This is a genomic window from Streptomyces sp. DSM 116793, from assembly GCF_057320905.1.
Genome location: NZ_CM170494.1, coordinates 1,015,640 through 1,033,907, shown reverse-complemented (window position 1 = coordinate 1,033,907; position 18,268 = coordinate 1,015,640). Strand labels below are relative to the sequence as shown.

Annotated in this window: 18 protein-coding genes and 1 pseudogene; 12 read left to right on the top strand and 7 right to left on the bottom strand. The window is 72.0% G+C overall.

Annotated elements, in window-relative coordinates:
- Positions 1–157 precede the first annotated feature (157 nt).
- Together ACSMXW_RS04415 and ACSMXW_RS04410 are read left to right on the top strand one after the other, a co-directional pair.
- The gene (locus tag ACSMXW_RS04415; RefSeq protein WP_485804151.1) at positions 158–565 is read left to right on the top strand and encodes a DUF1257 domain-containing protein; all 408 of its coding nucleotides are present in this window, start codon (positions 158–160) and stop codon (positions 563–565) included.
- 303 nt (positions 566–868) lie between these two features.
- A complete protein-coding gene (locus tag ACSMXW_RS04410) occupies positions 869–1,732 on the top strand; it encodes an NAD(P)-dependent oxidoreductase (protein WP_485804150.1) in 864 nt (287 codons plus the stop codon).
- A gap of 103 nt (positions 1,733–1,835) precedes the next feature.
- Here the strand turns inward: ACSMXW_RS04410 and ACSMXW_RS04405 are convergent, their stop codons facing one another.
- Together ACSMXW_RS04405 and ACSMXW_RS04400 are read right to left on the bottom strand one after the other, a co-directional pair.
- Positions 1,836–2,735, bottom strand: a complete 900-nt coding sequence (locus ACSMXW_RS04405; protein ID WP_485804149.1) for an ABC transporter permease — start codon at positions 2,733–2,735, stop codon at positions 1,836–1,838.
- A gap of 70 nt (positions 2,736–2,805) precedes the next feature.
- Positions 2,806–4,065, bottom strand: a complete 1,260-nt coding sequence (locus ACSMXW_RS04400; protein ID WP_485804148.1) for a DUF1349 domain-containing protein — start codon at positions 4,063–4,065, stop codon at positions 2,806–2,808.
- Between the two features lie 53 nt (positions 4,066–4,118).
- Between ACSMXW_RS04400 and ACSMXW_RS04395 the strand changes: the two genes are divergently transcribed.
- The 5 genes from ACSMXW_RS04395 (at position 4,119) to ACSMXW_RS04375 (ending at position 9,591) form a co-directional block, all read left to right on the top strand.
- Positions 4,119–5,126, top strand: coding sequence for a sensor histidine kinase (locus ACSMXW_RS04395; RefSeq protein ID WP_485804147.1), 1,008 nt, complete (start codon positions 4,119–4,121; stop codon positions 5,124–5,126).
- The gene (locus ACSMXW_RS04390; protein WP_485804146.1) at positions 5,123–5,812 is read left to right on the top strand and encodes a response regulator; all 690 of its coding nucleotides are present in this window, start codon (positions 5,123–5,125) and stop codon (positions 5,810–5,812) included. The genes ACSMXW_RS04395 and ACSMXW_RS04390 overlap by 4 nt, the downstream gene beginning before the upstream one ends.
- Before the next feature lie 374 nt (positions 5,813–6,186).
- On the top strand, positions 6,187–8,139 hold the full coding sequence (locus ACSMXW_RS04385) for a rhamnogalacturonan lyase (RefSeq protein WP_485804145.1): 1,953 nt from the start codon (positions 6,187–6,189) through the stop codon (positions 8,137–8,139).
- A 607-nt stretch (positions 8,140–8,746) separates the two neighbouring features.
- On the top strand, positions 8,747–9,100 hold the full coding sequence (locus ACSMXW_RS04380) for a MerR family transcriptional regulator (RefSeq protein WP_485804144.1): 354 nt from the start codon (positions 8,747–8,749) through the stop codon (positions 9,098–9,100).
- Between the two features lie 116 nt (positions 9,101–9,216).
- Complete coding sequence (locus ACSMXW_RS04375; protein ID WP_485804143.1) at positions 9,217–9,591, top strand: hypothetical protein; 375 nt, start codon at positions 9,217–9,219, stop codon at positions 9,589–9,591.
- Positions 9,592–9,667: 76 nt separating this feature from the next.
- Here the strand turns inward: ACSMXW_RS04375 and ACSMXW_RS04370 are convergent, their stop codons facing one another.
- The 3 genes from ACSMXW_RS04370 to ACSMXW_RS04360 all read right to left on the bottom strand — a co-directional run bounded on the left by ACSMXW_RS04370 (position 9,668) and on the right by ACSMXW_RS04360 (position 10,988).
- Complete coding sequence (locus tag ACSMXW_RS04370) at positions 9,668–9,982, bottom strand: SCO5918 family protein (protein WP_485804142.1); 315 nt, start codon at positions 9,980–9,982, stop codon at positions 9,668–9,670.
- A 46-nt stretch (positions 9,983–10,028) separates the two neighbouring features.
- Positions 10,029–10,373, bottom strand: a complete 345-nt coding sequence (locus ACSMXW_RS04365; RefSeq protein WP_485804141.1) for a CBS domain-containing protein — start codon at positions 10,371–10,373, stop codon at positions 10,029–10,031.
- 411 nt (positions 10,374–10,784) lie between these two features.
- The gene (locus ACSMXW_RS04360; RefSeq protein WP_485804140.1) at positions 10,785–10,988 is read right to left on the bottom strand and encodes a cold-shock protein; all 204 of its coding nucleotides are present in this window, start codon (positions 10,986–10,988) and stop codon (positions 10,785–10,787) included.
- A 654-nt stretch (positions 10,989–11,642) separates the two neighbouring features.
- On the opposite strand from ACSMXW_RS04360, the gene ACSMXW_RS04355 reads away from it, so the two are divergent.
- The 3 genes from ACSMXW_RS04355 to ACSMXW_RS04345 all read left to right on the top strand — a co-directional run bounded on the left by ACSMXW_RS04355 (position 11,643) and on the right by ACSMXW_RS04345 (position 14,636).
- The gene (locus tag ACSMXW_RS04355; protein ID WP_485804139.1) at positions 11,643–11,843 is read left to right on the top strand and encodes a hypothetical protein; all 201 of its coding nucleotides are present in this window, start codon (positions 11,643–11,645) and stop codon (positions 11,841–11,843) included.
- A 68-nt stretch (positions 11,844–11,911) separates the two neighbouring features.
- On the top strand, positions 11,912–13,453 hold the full coding sequence (locus ACSMXW_RS04350) for a class III lanthionine synthetase LanKC N-terminal domain-containing protein (RefSeq protein ID WP_485804138.1): 1,542 nt from the start codon (positions 11,912–11,914) through the stop codon (positions 13,451–13,453).
- Positions 13,454–13,457: 4 nt separating this feature from the next.
- Positions 13,458–14,636 (top strand): lanthionine synthetase C family protein, encoded by a 1,179-nt coding sequence (locus tag ACSMXW_RS04345; RefSeq protein WP_485804137.1) that lies wholly within the window; start codon positions 13,458–13,460, stop codon positions 14,634–14,636.
- Positions 14,637–14,780: 144 nt separating this feature from the next.
- Here the strand turns inward: ACSMXW_RS04345 and ACSMXW_RS04340 are convergent, their stop codons facing one another.
- Complete coding sequence (locus ACSMXW_RS04340) at positions 14,781–15,689, bottom strand: LysR family transcriptional regulator (protein WP_485804136.1); 909 nt, start codon at positions 15,687–15,689, stop codon at positions 14,781–14,783.
- 72 nt (positions 15,690–15,761) lie between these two features.
- On the opposite strand from ACSMXW_RS04340, the pseudogene ACSMXW_RS04335 reads away from it, so the two are divergent.
- A pseudogene (locus tag ACSMXW_RS04335) lies at positions 15,762–16,145 on the top strand (RidA family protein); the annotation flags it as partial.
- Complete coding sequence (locus tag ACSMXW_RS04330) at positions 16,119–16,565, top strand: antibiotic biosynthesis monooxygenase family protein (RefSeq protein ID WP_485807797.1); 447 nt, start codon at positions 16,119–16,121, stop codon at positions 16,563–16,565. The pseudogene ACSMXW_RS04335 and the gene ACSMXW_RS04330, both read left to right, overlap by 27 nt.
- 148 nt (positions 16,566–16,713) lie before the next feature.
- On the opposite strand, the gene ACSMXW_RS04325 is transcribed toward ACSMXW_RS04330, so the two are convergent.
- Positions 16,714–18,207, bottom strand: a complete 1,494-nt coding sequence (locus tag ACSMXW_RS04325) for an MFS transporter (RefSeq protein ID WP_485804135.1) — start codon at positions 18,205–18,207, stop codon at positions 16,714–16,716.
- Positions 18,208–18,268: the final 61 nt, after the last annotated feature.

Sequence of the window (18,268 nt, the reverse complement as noted above, 5' to 3'; positions counted from 1 at the left end):
CCACCGGACCCGACCCGGTAGCCCCACCGGACCCGACCCGGTACCCCACCGGACCCGACGGAGACCACCCAACGGACCGGCGGCGACGGACGACGTCGGAACAGCGGCTGACCCAGCCGGCAGAACCCACCCGCACGGAGAGCGCCGGAGGCAGAGAATGTCCCACTTCACAAGGGTTCGCACCGCCTTGCGGAACGCGGATCTCCTGGTGACCGCCCTCGCCACCGTCGGCTTCGACGCCGTGGAGCATCACGACACACCGCAGACGCTGTACGGCTACCAGGGCGACGCCAGACCCGAGCGCGCCGAAGTCATCGTGCGCCGCCGGCACATCGGCCGCCTCAGTAACGACATCGGCTTCCGCCGCCGGGACGACGGCACCTTCGAGGCCATCATCAGCGAGTACGACAGCTCCGCCTACGACCAGGCCTGGCTCGCCCGGGTCACCCGCGCCTACGGCCACGCCGCGGCGCTCCGCTACGCCGAGGAGCACGGCTACGACGTGCAGTCCGACGTCAGTGAGGCGGACGGCACCCGCAGGCTGGTGCTGCGCCGCTACACCTGAACGGGGCGCCCCTCCTCGCTCCTGACGACGGTCCGGCTCGTCTCCGACGCGTTCGGGGCGCACGCCCGTAACGGGCCCCGTTCGGCGGTCCGTTACGGGCTTCCTTGCTACGACCATTGACAATGGTATGACCACCAGATCATGCTGCCTGAGTTCCGGCCGACATCGCACGAGCCGGGCGGAAGCCGCGCCGGAACCGGCGGAGACCGCGCCGGAACCGCGGAATCCACGCCGGAACAGCGGAATCCGCGCCGGCTCCTGCGGGGACCGCGCCGGAACAACCGAAGGAAGGCACACGGAACGATGTCGGACGCGCAGCACACCGCTCCCCGGTCGGTCGGCCTCGTCGGGCTCGGCGCGATGGGGCTCCCCACCGCCCGGTTCCTGGCGAGGGCGGGCATCGACACCCACGTCTACGATCCGGACGGCACCACGATGGACCGGGCCGCGGCCGAGGGCGCGCGGCCCGCCGGCTCGGTCGAGGCCCTGGCCGCCGTGAGCGACGTCGTCCTGGTGATGGTCCCCTCGGACGAGGACGTGCTGGACGTCTGCTGCTCCGCGACCGGGATCCTGCCGTCCGCCCGCCCCGGCACCACCATGCTGATCTGCTCCTCCGTCACCCCCGACACCTGCCGCACGGTCGCCGCCGAGGCCGCACCCCGCGGTGTCGACGTGCTCGACGCCGCGCTCACCGGCGGGGTGCGCGCCGCCGAGACGGGCACGATCAACCTCCTGGTCGGCGGCGACGCCGTGGTCCTCGACCGGGTGCGCCCGCACCTCGCACCCTGGACCGGCAACGTGCACCACCTGGGGGAGCTCGGTGCCGGGCAGGTCGGCAAGACCGTCAACAACCTCTGCCACTGGGGCCAGCTCTCCGCCATCGTGGAGGCACTCCGCCTCGGCCGTGACCTCGGGGTGCACCCCGCCAAGCTGCGCGCCGCGCTGCTCGACGGCCCCGCCGCCAGCCGCACCCTCGCCGAGATGGAGCTGATGCGCCTCACCTGGCACCGCAAGGACCTCGCCAACGCCCTGCGGATGGCCGACGGCGCCGGCCGCGACCTGCCCGTCGCCCGCACCGCGCGGGAGGCCATGGAGCACATCACGGTCGCCGACATCGCCGACCTGTATGCGGAACGGACCGAGGCCGCGGGGCCCAGGACGCCCTGACCGTACGGTGCCGGGCGGCCCAACCGCTGTGCCGGTCGTGCGTCGTGTCCGGGCGTCCCGTCGCTCACGTCTCGCGCCGCCCCGCCGCCCCGCCGCCCACCGCTCACGGGTCGCGTGCGCGCAGCAGCAGCCCGCCGGTGAGCAGTGCGGCGGCGGCCCAGGCGGTGAGGACACCGAGGCCCGCCCAGGGGCCGATGGGACGGCCGTCCTGGTGAACCGTCACCTGCACGGCCAGCCCCGCGGTCATCGGCCCGGCCTGTTCCAGGTGCCGGTGCCAGCCGGGTTCCGCGACCACCGATGCCAGCACCGGGAAGAGGTACAGCAGCGCGAGCACCGTTCCGATGGAGGTGGCCGAGTCCCGTACGGCGGTGGCGACGCCCAGGGCGAGCAGCGCCACCAGCACCAGGTAGAGCACCGTTCCGACGGCCGCGCGCAGCACCGGGCCGTCGGCCGGGGACAGCGCCGGGCAGCCGTCCGCGCCGGTGCCGCCCCGGCCGGGCAGCAGGAGCCGGCCGGCCAGCAGGGACCCGAGCACGGCCATGGCCCCCGCGGCCAGCACCGCGGCGACGACTGCCGCCTTGGCGGCCAGCGCGGTCGTCCGGCGCGGCACCGCGGCGAGCGTGGTGCGGATCATGCCGGTGCCGTACTCGTCTCCGATCACCAGCACACCCAGGACCGCCGCCGCGGCATGACCCGGCATCACCCCGGACAGCGCGGTCCGCGCCGCGTCCCGGCCGGGGCCCACGCCGTGGCATCCGACGGCCGCGGACGCGGCGGCGCCCAGCGCCACGGTCACGACGACCACCGCCGCCAGCAGCCATGCGGGGGCCGGCGCGGTGCGCAGTTTCGTCCACTCCGCGTGCAGCGCCTGCCGGGCGCCCGCCCGGTCCGCGGCACGTATCCGCCGGACGACGGCCGCCCGTACACGCCGGACGACTGCCGTCCCCGTCCGCCCGACGACGGCTGCCCGCGCCCGCCGCACGACCGCCGCCCCGAGGGACATGCCCCCTCGCCCTGCCTCGCGCCCGTGGCCCGCCGGACGTCCGTGGCCCGCCCCGTGCCCGGTGCCCTGCTCATGCGTCCCGCCCGCGCAGGGCGCGCCCGGCCAGGGCCAGGGTGAGCACCGCATAGCCGCAGAGCACCGCGAACCCGGCCCACGGCGCCAGCGGGAAGTACCCGTCCGCCGGGGTGTGGCCGGCGTCGACCTGCGGATAGGCCGGCACGGTCTGCTGGACGGCGAACGCGGCCGCCGGCGTCAGCCGGGTCAGCCACCGCGAGGGGCCCACGGGCAGCACCGAGGCCACCGCGACGATGTACGGCAGAACCACCCCCACCACGGCGACGGTGACCGCGGCCGCGCCGCGCCGCAGCAGGGTGCCCACGGCCAGCGTCAGGACCGCGGCGGCCGCGAAGAGCGCCCCGGTTCCGACGACCACCCGCAGTTCGGTCGCCGTCGACACCGGATAGAGGTAGAAGCCCCTGTGCCGCGCCAGGGCGCCCACCAGCGGGACGGCCAGCGCGGCGGCGGCGAGCCCGGTGAGGAACCCGACCGTTGCGATCACCGCGGCCTTCGCCGCCAGCACCCGGCCACGCCGTGGCGTCGCGAGCAAGGTGGTGCGGATCAGGCCCCGCCGGTACTCGGCCGTGACGGACAGGGCGGCCACGACGATCACCACCATCAGCCCGGCGAACACGCCGACCAGGCTGTTCCCCGTCGTCCTGGTGCTCGAGCCCTGGCCGACCACGGCCGGGGCGACATCGCCGGCACCGGTCACCGTGAACTCGCCGCCGTCCTGCCGGTATCCGGTACCGAGCTGCCGCGCCCCGGCCGGGCCGCCGACCTCCGTGCCGGTCCAGGCGCGCCCCGCCCCCGTGCCGGGCCCCCGTGTGCCGGACGGGCCGGTGCCGGACGAACCGGTGCCCGACAGGTCCACGTGGTCGAAGCGCGAGGTGGCCGCGGTGGGGCCGCCCCGGCTGTTCGCCCCGTGCAGCGAGGGGCTGGTGACCTCGTGGTCGGGGGAGGCCGTGAACAAGCCGGCCTGCACGGTCCCGGGCAGCCCCGGCAAGTGGACGGCGCCGATGGTGCGCCAGTGGGTCCCGTCAGCCGAGTCGTAGCCCGTGAGCACACTGCCGGTGCGGGCGAGCCGCAGCCAGCGCGGCGAGCCGGCGTCGACGCGGCCGGGACAGCCCGCCAGGTCCCCTGCGTAGTCGTACTGCATCCGCACCCCGTGGCCGCCGGTGACCAGCACGGCGGCGTAGTGGGAGCCCTGCCGGGTGCTCTCCTTGATGATGACCCCTGCCTTCGCCCAGGGCCGCCCTCGCCGGCACGGCACCGCCCGCGCTGCTGCCGCCCGCTCCCGCCGCGGCGGCCGTCGCGTCGGCCGGTGTGCTCTCGCTGACGGTGTTCGGGACGGTGGCGGGGGCGGCGGCCCAGTTGGCGGCCCTGTACCGGCTGGGGCTGAGCGGCCCTGGCCAGGCCCGGGCAGCCGCCACCGCGGGCCGCGGTACCGCGGTGCGCCGCGCCGCGGACGCCCTCGCGGCCCGCTGCCCGGCTCCCGTCCTCGCCGCTCCCTGGCTCGTCCTGGCTCTCGCGGCGCCCCGGGCCGCCGGGACCGAGGCCCGGATCCTCACCCTGCTGCTGTCCTCGCTGGCCCCCGCCGCGGCCTGGGCGGGCATCGCCGGGCGGGCGCGCGGCGAGGCCCGGGTGCACCGGGCCGCACGGGAGGTCACCGCGCGCAGCCTCGTCGAGCACACCGCCCGGGGCGAACGCGCCCGTATCGCACGGGAGTTGCACGACGTGGTCGCCCACCACATCTCCGTGATCGCCGTGCAGGCCGAGACGGCCCGGCTGACCACCCCGGGCCTGCCCGACGCGGGAGCCGCGCGTCTTTCGGAGATCGGCGCCACCGCGCGCGCCGGCCTCACCGAGATGCGCCGGCTGCTCGGCGTGCTCCGTCAGGACGCCGAGCCCGACGGCGTCGGGTCCCGCCACCCCCAGCCGGGCCTTCAGCAGCTCAACGAACTCCTCGACGAGGCACGGGACGCCTCGGGCGCCGGCGTCCGGCTGATCGTCTCCGGCGCTCCGGTACCGCTGGACCCGGGGGTGGAACTCGCCGCCTACCGCATAGCGCAGGAGGCCCTGACCAACGCCCGGCGGCACGCGCCCGGCGCCGTCGACGTGGAACTGCACTACACCGCGGACACCCTGCGGCTGCGCATCCGTGACAACGGCCCCGGCCCCGGCCCGGCCACGCCGGAAAGCGGCCACGGCCTGCCCGGCATGCGCGAGCGCGCCGGGGCGGCCGGCGGGGCGCTGCGCACCGGCCCCGCACCCGGGGGCGGCTTCCTGATCGAGGCCACGCTGCCGGCCGGCAGGGCGGAGGCGGCCGCATGACCACCGCCGCCCCGCCCGTCCGGATCGTCGTCGCGGACGACCACCATGTCGTCCGCACCGGCTTCGCCGCCCTCCTGGACACCCAGCCCGACTTCACGGTCGTCGGCACCGCCTGCGACGGCGCCGAGGCCGTCCGAGTCTGCGCGGAAGCGGCTCCGGACGTTGTGCTGATGGACGTACGGATGCCGGGTGTGGACGGCATCGAGGCCACCGAACGCCTCGCCACGGGGGGCCGGAGCGGCCCGCGCGTCCTCATCCTGACCACCTTCGACCTGGACGAGTACGTCTACGACGCGCTGTGCGCGGGCGCCAGCGGCTTTCTGCTCAAGGACGTCACCGCAGAGCGCCTTTTCGACGCGGTACGGGTCGTCGCCGCGGGCCAGGTCCTGCTCGCGCCCACCGTCACCCGCCGCCTCATCAGCGAGTTCACCCGCCTGCGCCCGGGACCCCACCCCGAGCCCGCGCCGCTCGCCACGCTGACACCACGTGAGACCGAGGTGCTCCGCCTCCTCGCCGCCGGCCTGTCCAACCCCGAGATAGCCGCTCGCCTCAACTTCACCGGGGAGACGGTCAAGTCCCATGTCAGCCGCATCCTCACCAAGCTCGGCCTGCGCGACCGCACCCAGGCGGTCGTCGTCGCCTACGAGACGGGGCTGGTCGTGCCCCAGGGCCGCGACCAGCGATAGCGGGGGCGGCCCAGAGTTGCGCCGCTTGTTTAATACGTTTCAGTACCTTTTCAGGGAAGCGCTTCCATAATCCCTGGCGCATTGGCTTACGACCCCTTGCCCAGGGCCACTCATGACCCTAACGTTACGGTCTGGCGCCACTGGCCGCTCTGCTCCAGGGGCAATTAAACGTATCAATCCCCAGCGGGGAAGGTCGTCGTGCGCGCCGTTCTCCCGGGCAGGACGGCCCGGCGTCCTCCCCGTACCACCCGGAGCCCGGACACCGCCCCTCCGTGGGCTCCCGAGTTCGACCGTACGTCCCGGTTCATGCATCCATGCGACAGACACCGCGGCGCGCGCACGGCCGCAGGGAGGTTGACATGAAGCGTTTCCATATGGCAAGCAGAGTCGCCCGCTCCGGCAGCGGGCCCTTGTCGCGCGCCGGACGGCTCGTGGCCGTCGCCGCCCTGGTGGCGGGCGGCACCGCGGCCCTGGCGCCCGGCGCCCCGGCGGCCGCCGGCGCGCCCGCCGTGCCCGCGGCCGTGCCCGCCCCGGGCGCCCTTCTCACCACCGAGCACCTGGACCACGCGCCGGTGAGCGTGCACACCGCCAAGGGCAACCTCGTGAGCTGGCGCGCACTGGCCACCGACTCGGTCGGCACGGCGTTCAACGTCTACCGCGCGACCACGGGGAGCGCCGCGGGCCCGGCGACCACCCCGGGCACGACCGGTGCCGCGGACTCGGTGAAGGCCGTGACGAAGCTGACCGCGGCACCGGTGAGCGGCGCCACGGACTTCTTCGACCCGGGAGCCCCCGCGACCGCCGACTACACCATCCGCCCGGTGGTGCAGGGCATCGAGCAGCCGGAGGCCGAGCACGCCATCCCGTTCGCGGACGGCTACCTGGACGTGCCGATCTCCCCGCCGGCCGGCGGCAGCGGCTACACGTACGAGGCCAACGACGCCGCGGTGGGCGACCTGGACGGCGACGGCGACCTGGACTTCGTGCTCAAGTGGCAGCCGACGAACGCCAAGGACAACTCGCAGTCGGGCACCACCGGCAACACCGTCGTGGACGGCTACACCCTCGAAGGGGCCCGGCTGTGGCGCATCGACCTGGGCCGCAACATCCGCTCGGGCGCGCACTACACGCAGTTCCAGGTCTTCGACTACAGCGGTGACGGCCGTGCCGAGGTGGCGATGAAGACGGCCGACGGCACCGTCGACGGCACCGGCAGGACCATCGGCAACGCCTCCGCGGACTACCGGAACTCCAGCGGCTATGTGCTGTCCGGACCCGAGTACCTGACCATGTTCGACGGGCGCACCGGGGCGGCGCTGAGCACCGTCGACTACGTGCCGCCGCGCGGCACCGTCTCCTCCTGGGGAGACGACTACGGCAACCGCGTGGACCGCTTCCTCGCCGCCACCGCCTACGTCGACGGGCAGCACCCGTCGCTGATCGAGGCCCGCGGGTACTACACCCGCACCGTGATCAGCGCCTGGGACTTCTCCGGCGGCAGGCTCACCCGCCGCTGGACCTTCGACACCAACAGCTCCACCAACTCCGGCAAGGGCTACGACGGCCAGGGCAACCACAACCTGTCGGTCGCGGACGTCGACGGCGACGGCCGGGACGAGATCGTGTACGGCGCCATGGCCGTCGACGACAACGGCAACGGCCTGTGGACCACGCGGAACGGGCACGGCGACGCCATGCACGTCGGCGATCTCGACCCGTCCCGTGCCGGCCTGGAGGAGTTCAAGGTGGACGAGGACTCGTCCAAGCCGTCATCGTGGATGGCGGACGCCAGAACCGGCCAGATCCTGTGGTCGACGCCCGCGAACGGCGACAACGGCCGCGGCGTCAGCGGCGACATCTGGGCGGGCAGTCCGGGCGCGGAGTCCTGGTCGGCCGCCGCGGACGGGGTGCGCAACACCAAGGGCGCCGTGGTGGGCCGCAAGCCGTCCAGCATCAACTTCCTGGCCTGGTGGGACGGTGACACCACCCGTGAGCTGCTGGACGGCACCCATATCGACAAGTACGGCACCAGCAGCGACCAGCGGCTGCTGACGGCGGACGGCGTGCACGCCGACAACGGCACCAAGGCCACCCCCGCCCTCTCCGGTGACATCCTCGGCGACTGGCGCGAGGAGGTGGTGTGGCCGACGAGCGACAACAGGGCACTGCGTATCTACTCCACGCCCTACCAGACCGACACCCGGATCACCACACTCCTCCAGGACCGCCAGTACCGCGAGGCCCTGGCCTGGCAGAACACCGCCTACAACCAGCCCCCGCACCCCAGCTACTTCATCGGCAACGGAATGAGCACCACCCGGCGGTGACCCGACGGCCGACGGCCTGAGCACCACCGGCGGTGCCCCGGCCGTCGATGGCGCGCGGACAACGCCACCCCACTTTTTCGGACGCATGCGCGATAGGAAGGGAACTCCAGGGCTCAGAGAAAATCTGTACCAGTGAGAGTAGACATTGGCGCATGGCGGGGTTACTGTTCTGTCGTACCCAGGAAGTCGAAGAGGGCACGGCAGACACGAACTGCCGTGCAGCCGGTCAAGCAGGAGCGGAACGGCAGCAAGGTGGCGGAGCCGGGACGAAGGCTCCCCACCGCCTGCCGGGCCGGGCGGTCCCCCGGGCCGCCACAAGCAGTACCCGCGAAATCCAGCAGTACAACGAGAAACCGATCAAGGTAAGGAGCAGACACCATCGGATCGCCCGGGCGAGGAGCGAACACCGCCCGGGTACCGCAGGCCCCAGATTGGAAGGTGGTCCCCGGTCACGCATCCGCGATCCCCGCGCCTCCGCCGTCCCAGGCGGACCAGCGGAAACAGAAAGCCGGCGCAGTCCGCCGGCAGATGGTGGTGAAAGCTCGGGGCCCGGGTGCCGTACGGCACCCGGGCCCCCCGACGCGCGCGCCCCCGGAAGAAGAGGCCTATGCCCCCTCGCGGTACCCGCCCCATCCCCCCTCTCGATGACGACGACTACCCCGCCTACACCATGGGCCGGGCCGCCGAAATGCTCGGCACCACCCCGGCCTTCCTCCGTGCCCTCGACGAACACCGGCTGATCACCCCGATGCGCTCGGAAGGCGGCCACCGCCGCTACTCCCGCTACCAGATACGCATCGCCGCCCGCGCCCGGGAACTCGTCGACCAGGGCACCTCCATCGAGGCCGCCTGCCGCATCATCATCCTCGAGGACCAGCTCGAAGAGGCCCAGCGGATCAACGAGGAACTGCGTGCCCAACGCGGTGACCCGCAGCCGACGCAGCCGAAGCCCTCAGCCTGATCACGGCGCGGAGCACGCACCGCACACCGGCCGCCATGGAGCGGCGACGTCGCGGGGGACGGCGCCTTACTTCCTGGCGACGGCCCCGAACGGCTCCTGAAATAGACTCCGCTGTCATGCCTAACCTTGACGAGTTGCTTGTCGCCATCGCGGCCATGGTGGAGTCCGAGTCAAGCAACCAGATGTCGTTGACCGTGGTCGTCGGCGGGGCCGTCATCACCGGCCGACTGGCTCCCGAAGCCACGTGGAAGCAGCGTGTGTGGGAGGTCCTGAAGGACTCGGACCACCTTCACCCCTTCTCCGACGTCTTCTCCGACGATCGGCGAGAGGGCCGGACCGACCACGGGGACGCGCCCACGCATCTGCACTTCCACCTGGCGAGGATCCTGCAGGGCAGCCTCGGGATCCCCGAGACGGGCGGCATGTACCGTGTCGCCATCAAGGACGTCAGCGCCTGGACCGTGGGCGATTTCAGTTACTCCGACCAGTGAGACGGTGCCGCTGTCCCCGCTGCTCGGCCGGGTTCTCCGAGCCGCCGTCGGGGCAGCGGCTTCCTTCCGCCCGTCCTCATACGTCCAGGGGTGCGGGGCCGCCCAGCTGTTGCGACGCGACCTGGAGCGGAGTGCGGGCGGGTACACGCGTCGCCTCAGGGTGATCGTGGCAGGTGAAGCCGAGGCGGGTCATGGCCCGGGTGACTTCGCCGCTGGTGAAGTCACGGCGGTCCTGTCGGGTGATGACCTCGCCCACCTGCTTGACGGGATAGCGGCGGCGGCCGATGGTCACGGACTCGCCCGTGATGAGCTCGGGCGTGACGTCCTTCATCGAGGCCAGCACTCCGCTCTTGGTCAGGTCGAACGGGTACCGGGCGATGACACAGCGCATGATGCCTCACAGGGAGAAGGGAACGGACTGACCGGGGCGCGGCGGATCAGCGGGCGAGGGTGGGGACACCCAGGACCCGGCCACCCTCGCCGAAGGCGACGGGCCGGGCTCCGAACGAGGTGGTTCCGCCGATGACGTCCCGTAGCCGGACCCGGTCCGTGTACGTGCAGCTGTCGCGGAGGGCGTCGAGCTGCGCCCGGGTGACCGAGCCCGTGCACTGGTCGTCCCCGTCACACACGAGCAGGTACTCGGCACGGGCACCGGCCATGACGGACAGGGCCACCTCGACGGTCATGTCGTCCCAGACCCGCGGCGCGGTCGCGTCCGTGTCGTGGCGGACGGTCACGGAAGCGGCGGATGCCTGGTGTCGCTGCGCCTGAACCGGTGTCAAAGCTGCCTCCTGGGAAAAGGGGTGGGTCTGCTGGTCACGACAGGTCTCAGGCTGCCCGGTCGACGGCGGACTGCCGGTGCGCCCCGTGGTGCGCCGGTTCGCCGACCGTGCGGACGTGGCCGGTGCGGCCCCGCGCGGTTCGTGCGGAACCTTCCTCGACGCGGCACGTGTCAAGGAAATCCCGCGCAATAAGAGCGGCGCGGAGAATAACGAGAACGAGCCAAGATGATGAGGACCGGGTCGGTTGCGCCGATTGGCTCGTCCACCTGGACCCGGCCGGTTCTGGTGCATTCAAGCCGAGAGCACCGGGTATTGGCTGGAGCATTTCCGTGGGGTGGCCGGCCCCGGGAAGCGGCGAGCCGGGTCCCGCACCCCGAAGTGCGGGACCCGGCTGCGAAGTATCCGTGAACGTCAGGCGGGAACGATGTTCTCTGCCGCCGGGCCCTTCTGGCCCTGCGCGATGTCGAACGTCACCTTCTGCCCTTCCAGCAGCTCGCGGAAACCCTGGGCTGCGATGTTCGAGTAGTGGGCGAAGACATCGGGGCCGCCGCCGTCCTGCTCGATGAAGCCGAAGCCCTTTTCCGCGTTGAACCACTTCACCGTGCCAGTAGCCATTTCGAATCTCCTTCGGGACGGTGCTCGGAGTCACCCTGTCCGGACTCCGGTCGCCGTGATGATCAACCCGTCGGAAAACCTCTAGGCAACCACAACTGCAACTCCCACCGACAGTAGCATGCCTCGCTCGACCGTGCCCGGGACACAATTTCGCTCCGTCCGCCGGCCCGGGAATATTCATCGCAGGCTGCGTCGAATTCTCAGTTCATGACCACAGATATCGCTCCACCCCAACCACAGTGTTGCCGTCGTAGTCTTCCGGACACAGCGCGGTCTCCTCCTTCGACGGACAGCCCTTCGCAGTCGTGGACGTTCGCTGTCGTGGACGTTCGCCGTGGAGACGTCGACGACCAGGACCTGTTCCGCCCGATCATGGGACTGTCCGGCTGTCGGCTCGTTGCGTCAGGCAGGGGGCGGGGGTGACCTGCCACCCGTTCGGGGTACACCGCCCGGGGTGCGGCACGCCGGGTATTCCCCCAGGTCCGGTGGGGGAGTGGGCGGTCGCCGTTCCCCGGCGAGGGCTCCTCGCGCTGGCAGTGTGCGGGGAATACCGCTTGCCTGGCCGTACGTGCCGCCGACGGCTTGTGCGGCCGGCGCGCGCGTGTCCCGCCGCACTCCCAGGCGGCACGCTCTCCACGACGTGAGGAGGAAGCCATGCCCAAGGCGAACGACCAGAACGCCGCCCTCCAAGAGGTGCGGTCGAGTCTGGAACGGGCCGTCAGCGACGTCGGTCGCGTCCTGGGGCTACAGGGGCTGGAACCAGGGCAGGGCGAGACCACGGCCGGAGTCCGCGACCTGCACAGCACCCAGTCGATCGGCTGCAGCACCCTCAGCATCGGCTGCGAGCCCCGATAGACGCCGAGATGAGTCCAACACGCGGGCATATCCGCCGGGGCCTGTCCCCCTGCCTCGGCGGATGAGTCGTGGACCGTCGAGCGGCCCTGGCCGCCCATCATCTCTTCGGCCTCGTGGATCCCCGGTATTACGAGCCGCTGTCGCGCCGCCCGATCACCCCCGAGTACCGGACCGCCCTCGAGCGTCTGCTGCCGGACACCTGGGGTCTGGAGCGCCGCGACATCTGGCTGCACGCCCGCGCCGCGGCGGCGCCGCAGCGGACGGCCCCACCACCCGTTCAGGGCTTCAAGATCCACGTCTCCTCCGCACCCCCGCACGCCCTACGGCTGCTCGAACTCGCGGTGCCCGTGTGTGTGGGGAACGGCGTCGCGTTCAAGACCGCCGCCGACCCCTTCCTCCTGGGCGTGCTGAACGCGAAAACGCAGGAACGCGGAGTCTCGGGCAAGTTCATGACGATCTATCCGCCGGACGAGGGCGCCTTCACCGAACTGCTCGACACCCTGTACCGGCGGACGGCGCACGAGGCGGTCGACGGACCGTACATCCTCTCCGACCGGCGCTACCGCGACAGCAAGGTGCTCTTCTACCGGTACGGCGGCTTCCGCCCGCCTCGGCGTCTGAACACCGACGGCACGCAGACCACCTACCTCGTCTCGCCCACCGGCGAGTACGTCGCCGATCAGCGCCTGCCCTACTTCCACCTGCCCCCCTGGGTCCGTGACCCCTTCGCCGAGCCGTCCGTCGGCTCGGACGACGCCCCGCCGGGCGGCGAGGGCACCCTCCTGAAGGACCGCTACCTCGTCGAGGGCGCACTCACGTTCTCCAACGCGGGCGGTGTCTACCACGGCACGGACAAGGACACCGCACAGCCCGTCGTCATCAAGGAGGCCCGCCGACTCACCCACTGCTGGACGAGCGGGGACCGCACCTTCGACGCGGTCGACGTCCTGCGCCACGAGTACGACGTACTGCGCCACCTGGAAGGGCTGGAATTCACCCCCCGCCCCGTCGATCTCTTCCGCGAGTGGGAACACACCTTCCTGGTCGAGGAACGAATGGAAGGGGTCGGCTTTCACGACTTCTGGGCGCGGGACGACGTCATCCTCGCCCCGTACATCCACCGGGAAGGACGGGTGGACCGGTTCGTTCCGAGGTTCCGGGCGATCGCCGGCCGGCTGATCGGCATGGTCGAGGCGGTCCACGCACGCGGAGTGGTCCTCGGCGATCTCTCGCCGGGCAACATCCTGATCGACGCCGAGACGCTCCACATGTGGTTCATCGACTTCGAGAGCGCGCTCCGCGAGGACGACGAGGCCTCGCTGCCGGCCTTCGGGACGCGATGGGGCACCCCCGGATTCCTGCATCCGGAGCGTTCCTCCCGCGACAGACTGCTCCCCTGCGACGACTGGTACGCCCTCGCCATGATCCTGCACAGCTGTGTGGTCCCCGCCACTGCGCTGTTCGGCCTCAACCCCGCGGCCGAGGACACCTTCCTCGACGACTTCGTCGCCCTCGGCGTGCCCCATCAGGTGAGGTCCGTCGTCTCCTGTCTGAAGTCCGGTGCGGTGGCGGAGGCGAAGACCGTGCTCGCCGAGTGGGAAGCCGGGTGATGTGATGCCTCCCCTGCCCACCGAGGCCCCCGGGACACGGGGCCGCCAGGAACTCCTGGCCGCGGACGTACGCCGCACCGTCGACGGCATCGCCGGGCTCCTGCTCCGGACCGCCGACGAGCGGCGCACCGACCGCCTGTGGCCCTCGGACCCCATGGTGTTCTCGACCAACCCGCTCGGTGTCGCCTACGGCGCCTGCGGCCCGGCCCTCTTCCTGCGCACCGCGACGACCGCCGGCGCACCGCCGCCGGCGGTCACCTCCTGGATGCTGCGGCAGCCCGTCGGCAACGACACCTACCCACCAGGGCTGTACGTCGGACTCGGCGGGATCGCCTGGGTCTTCCACGCACTCGGGCTCCAGGACAGGGCCGAGTCCCTGATGGCGGCGGCGTACGCGTCACCGCTGCTGTACGAGGAGCCCGGCGTCGTCCTCGGAGCCGCCGGGTGGGGGCTGGCCGCCCTGTACCTCCATGCCGGGACAGGGACGCAGCGCCACCTCGACCAGGCCGTGCGGGCGGGTGAGCACCTTCTGAGGACGGCACGCCACGAGGGCGACACCTCGTACTGGCCGTGCGAGCAGGACGGACGGGTCCACTACGGGTACGGCTACGGAGCGAGCGGCATCGCCCTCTTCCTGCTCCACCTGCACCTGCGCACCGGCGACGCGCGCTTTCGTACCCACGCCGTTCGCGCCCTGGAGTTCGACCTGGCCCACGCGCACGAGAGCGGACTCGGACTGCAGTGGCAGCGGTACCAGGACGACACCGTCATGTACCCGTACTGGATCCACGGCAGCGCCGGGATCGGCAGCGTACTCGTCCGCTTCCACCATCTGCTCGGCATCGAGCGCTACGGCGCGCTCGCCCGGCGGGTGGCGGATGACGCGTTCGTCATGTACTCCTACACCCCCGGTCTCTTCGAAGGCCTGGCCGGGATCGGCGAGTTCATGCTCGACATGCACGGCTGCACAGGCGAGGAGCACTACCGGCGCCGGGCCTTCGACATCGCGCGGGCCGTGTTGTGGTTCAGGATCGTGACCGACGGCGGCAGCGCGTTCCCGGGGCGGTGGCTCACCAGGATCGCCCACGACTACGCGACCGGCTCGGCGGGGGTCGGCCTGTTCCTGTCCCGCCTCCTCCAGCCACGCGAACGTGCCTTCGTGGACCTCCAAGGCGCAGGGTGAGCGCCACGCAGGCCGGCTGAGCGGGCCCTGCGCCAGCGGGACGGCGCCGCCGGCACGCGTCCCGTCCGATCATGTGACTGTCCGGCGTGCCGGATCCGTTGTCCGTCGTCCAGTCGCAGTCGTCCAGTCGCAGTCGTCCGCGCGCTAGGGTCTGCCCGGCTGCTCTTGGCTGATGGTCGCCAGCAGGCGTGTGACCAGGGGATCATGGTCTCTCTCGCGCCAGGCGACGGCCACTCGTGTGCGGGCGGTGCCGGGTTCGATCCTGCGGAAGGCGACGCCTCTGAGGCGGATGCGGCGGATGCTCGCCGGGGCCAGGGAGACGCCCAGACCGGTTTCCACGAGGGCGCACACGGTCTGCCACTCCACCGCGTGCTGGACCACCTGCGGTGTGAACCCCGCCGCGGTGCACAGGCCGATGATCTGGTCGTGCAGTGGCGGGCCGACCGCGCGGGGCAGCAGCACGAAGGGCGAGTCCGCCAACTGCGAAAGCCGCACGCTCCGTTGTGTGGCCAGGGGATGGGTGGACGGCAGCACGGCCACGAAAGGCTCGCTGAGTACCGTCCTGAAGCCGAGCTCCGTCTCGTCGGCGGGGGGTTCGCGCAGGAGACCGATGTCGATGGTCCTGTCATGCAGCGCGGCGAGCTGCGGAGCGGTGGTCATCTCGTGGATGTCCAGGTGCACGCCGGGAAACCGGTGACGGAAGGTGCGCAGCAGACCGGGCAGGATCGTCAGGGCGAGGGAGGCGGCGAAGCCGATCCGCAGGCAGCCGGCCCGGCCACTGCCGACGGCCCGGGCCGCGGCCAGACCGTCCGCGAGGTCGGTGAGTGCCCGCCGGGCGGCGGGCAGCAGTTCGCTGCCGGCTGGGGTCAGGGCGACACGCCCGGGGGCGCGGGTGAACAGCGCGTGGCCGACCCTGTCTTCCAGGCGGCGGATCTGCTGGCTGAGCGGCGGCTGGGCGATGCCCAGGCGGGCGGCCGCGTGGCCGAAGTGGAGTTCCTCTGCGAGCACGACGAAGGCGTGCAACTGCGGTAGGGGGAGTTCGGGGCGCTCCATACGCCCAGAGATATCAGACCATGCATACGGCCGTATTAGACGTATCAGCACTGGTCACTTAGCGTTCGGCGCATGACAGAGCGACGCGCGATCCTCAGCGGCTCGACCTTTGAGGAGCAGATCGGCTATGCCCGTGCGGTGGTCGACGGCGACTGGGTCCATGTGTCCGGGACGACCGGATTCGACTACGCCACCATGACGATCTCCGACGACGTGGTGGAGCAGGCCGAACAGTGCCTGCGCAACATCGAGGCCGCACTCGCCGAGGCGAAGTGCACCTTCGCCGACGTGGTGCGCGTGCGCTACCTGCTGCCCGACCGCGAAGACTTCGCACCCTGCTGGCCGGTCCTGCGCCGCCACTTCGGCGATGTCCGGCCGGCCGCCACGATGCTCGTGTGCGGTCTCGCCGACCCGCGGATGAAGATCGAGATGGAGGTGTACGCGCGGCGGCGCACCCCGCCCCACGGTGGCGCCACGAGTGCTCACGCAAAAGCGCCTGCCGTGCCCGTCGGGGCCCATGAACCCCCCTACTACGTGGCTGTCTTCACCACGGTGCGAACCCAGGACCAGAGCGGCTACAGCGAGACCAGCGCACGTCTGGAGGACCTGGTGCGGGACGTCCCCGGGTACCTGGGGATGGACCACGCGCAGACACCCGGCGGGCTGGGCATCACCGTCGGCTACTTCCGCGACGAGGACGCCCTCACGGAGTGGCGGACCAACGCCGAGCACCGTGCGGCGCAGAAGCGCGGGCGAGACGAGTGGTACCAGAGCTACACGCTGCACGTGGCGAAGGCGGAACGGAGCAACGGGTTCACGCGCGCACAGGTCCCGCAGAGCCCCACCCACTCGTCCGGACGGCCCACAGCCACCTGACCGGGTCACCGGTGTCCGACGCGGAACGGCGAGTCCGGAAGTCGTCTTAACAGGCCCTTGCGCCCCCTTCCGCCGCGACTGACCGAGCCACCGCACGCCAACCATGCGGCCCACGGGGCGCGTGCACGACCGTCCCGCCGCGCGCGCCTCACTCCTCGGGAGGCAGCGGTTCCAAGGCCTGTGCCCCGGAACGGCCGCGCCGGCCCTCCAGCGGGGGTGCCTGCACGGTGCAGTTGACCTTGCACTCGGGCTGCGGCACGCGGACGGCCTCGGGCCGGCGTACCAGCCACACCGCGATCAACGAACCGGCCACCAGGATCCCCGCGCAGATCGGCATCGCCCGGTGGAACACCTCGTTGAACTGCGACGTGGAGCGGTACGCCTGTGCGCCGGCCCCCGCGAGCAGCGGCAGTGCCGCCACCGCGAGCAGGCCGGCCGCCCGCGCCACCGCGTTGTTGACACCGCTGGCGATGCCCGCGTGTGCGGTGTCCACCGACGCGAGCACGGTGGACGTCAGCGGCGCCACCAGCGTGACCATGCCGGCGCCCATCACCAGCAGGGCGGGCAGCACGTCCGAGGGGTACGAGGTGTGCGGTCCCACCCGCAGAATCAGCAGGATGCCCGCCGCGCAGAGCAACGGGCCCACGGTGAGCGGGATGCGCGGACCGATGCGCTCGCCCAGTTGTCCCGACTTGGCGGAGAACAGCAGCAGCAGGACGGTGGTCGGCAGCAGCGCGATGCCCGCCTTGAGCGGTGAGTAGCCCGCCACCACCTGGAGTTGCAGCGCGACGAAGAAGAAGAAGCCGCCGAAGGCGGCGTAGACGCACACCGTCACCAGGTTGACGGAGGTGAACAGCCGGGAGCGGAACAGGGACGGGGGCAGCATGGGCTCCGGCCGCCGCCGCTCGACCACCACGAACGCCACGCCCGCGACCACCCCGGCCACCCCGGCCCAGGCCTGCGGCTCGATCAGCCCGTAGGTCACCAGCACCAGTGCCGCGGCGCCCAGCGCAGCCCCGAGGACGTCGAAGCGGCCGGTGGCCCCGGGGTCGCGCGACTCCGGCACATGCCGCAGGGCGATCGGCACGCACACCAGCGCGAGCGGCACGTTCAGCAGGAACACCCAACGCCAGCCGGGCCCGTCCACCAGCCAGCCGCCGACGAACGGCCCGATCGCCGCGCCCACTCCGCCGAGGCCGGACCACAGGCCCACCGCCCGTGACCGGTCGTCGGGGTGGAAGGTGGCCTGGATCAGGGCGAGCGAGCCAGGGGTGAGCAGGGCCCCGCCGATGCCCTGGAGGGCGCGGGAGATCACCAGGATCACGTCGTTGGGCGTCACGCCGCAGAGCAGCGAGCCGGCGGCGAACCACACCACGCCCAGCACGAAGATGCGCCGCCGCCCCAGGTGGTCGCCCAGCGCCCCGCCGAGCAGGATCAGCCCGGCCAGGGCCAGCGTGTAGGCGTTGACGATCCACTGAAGCACGGCCACGTCGGCGTCGAGGTCCCGGCCGATCCGTGGCAGCGCCACATTGACGACCGTCGAGTCGAGCAGCGCCATGCTGGAGCCGAGCACGGTGGTCGTGACCACCCAGCGGCCGGTGGCGGTGGAGAGCCTGATGCTGCCGGGGGTGTTGTCGTCCATGCCCGGATCATTCCAGACCGGGCCGGGGCGGTCGGCCGCCTCCGGCCGGGGGGCACCGAGC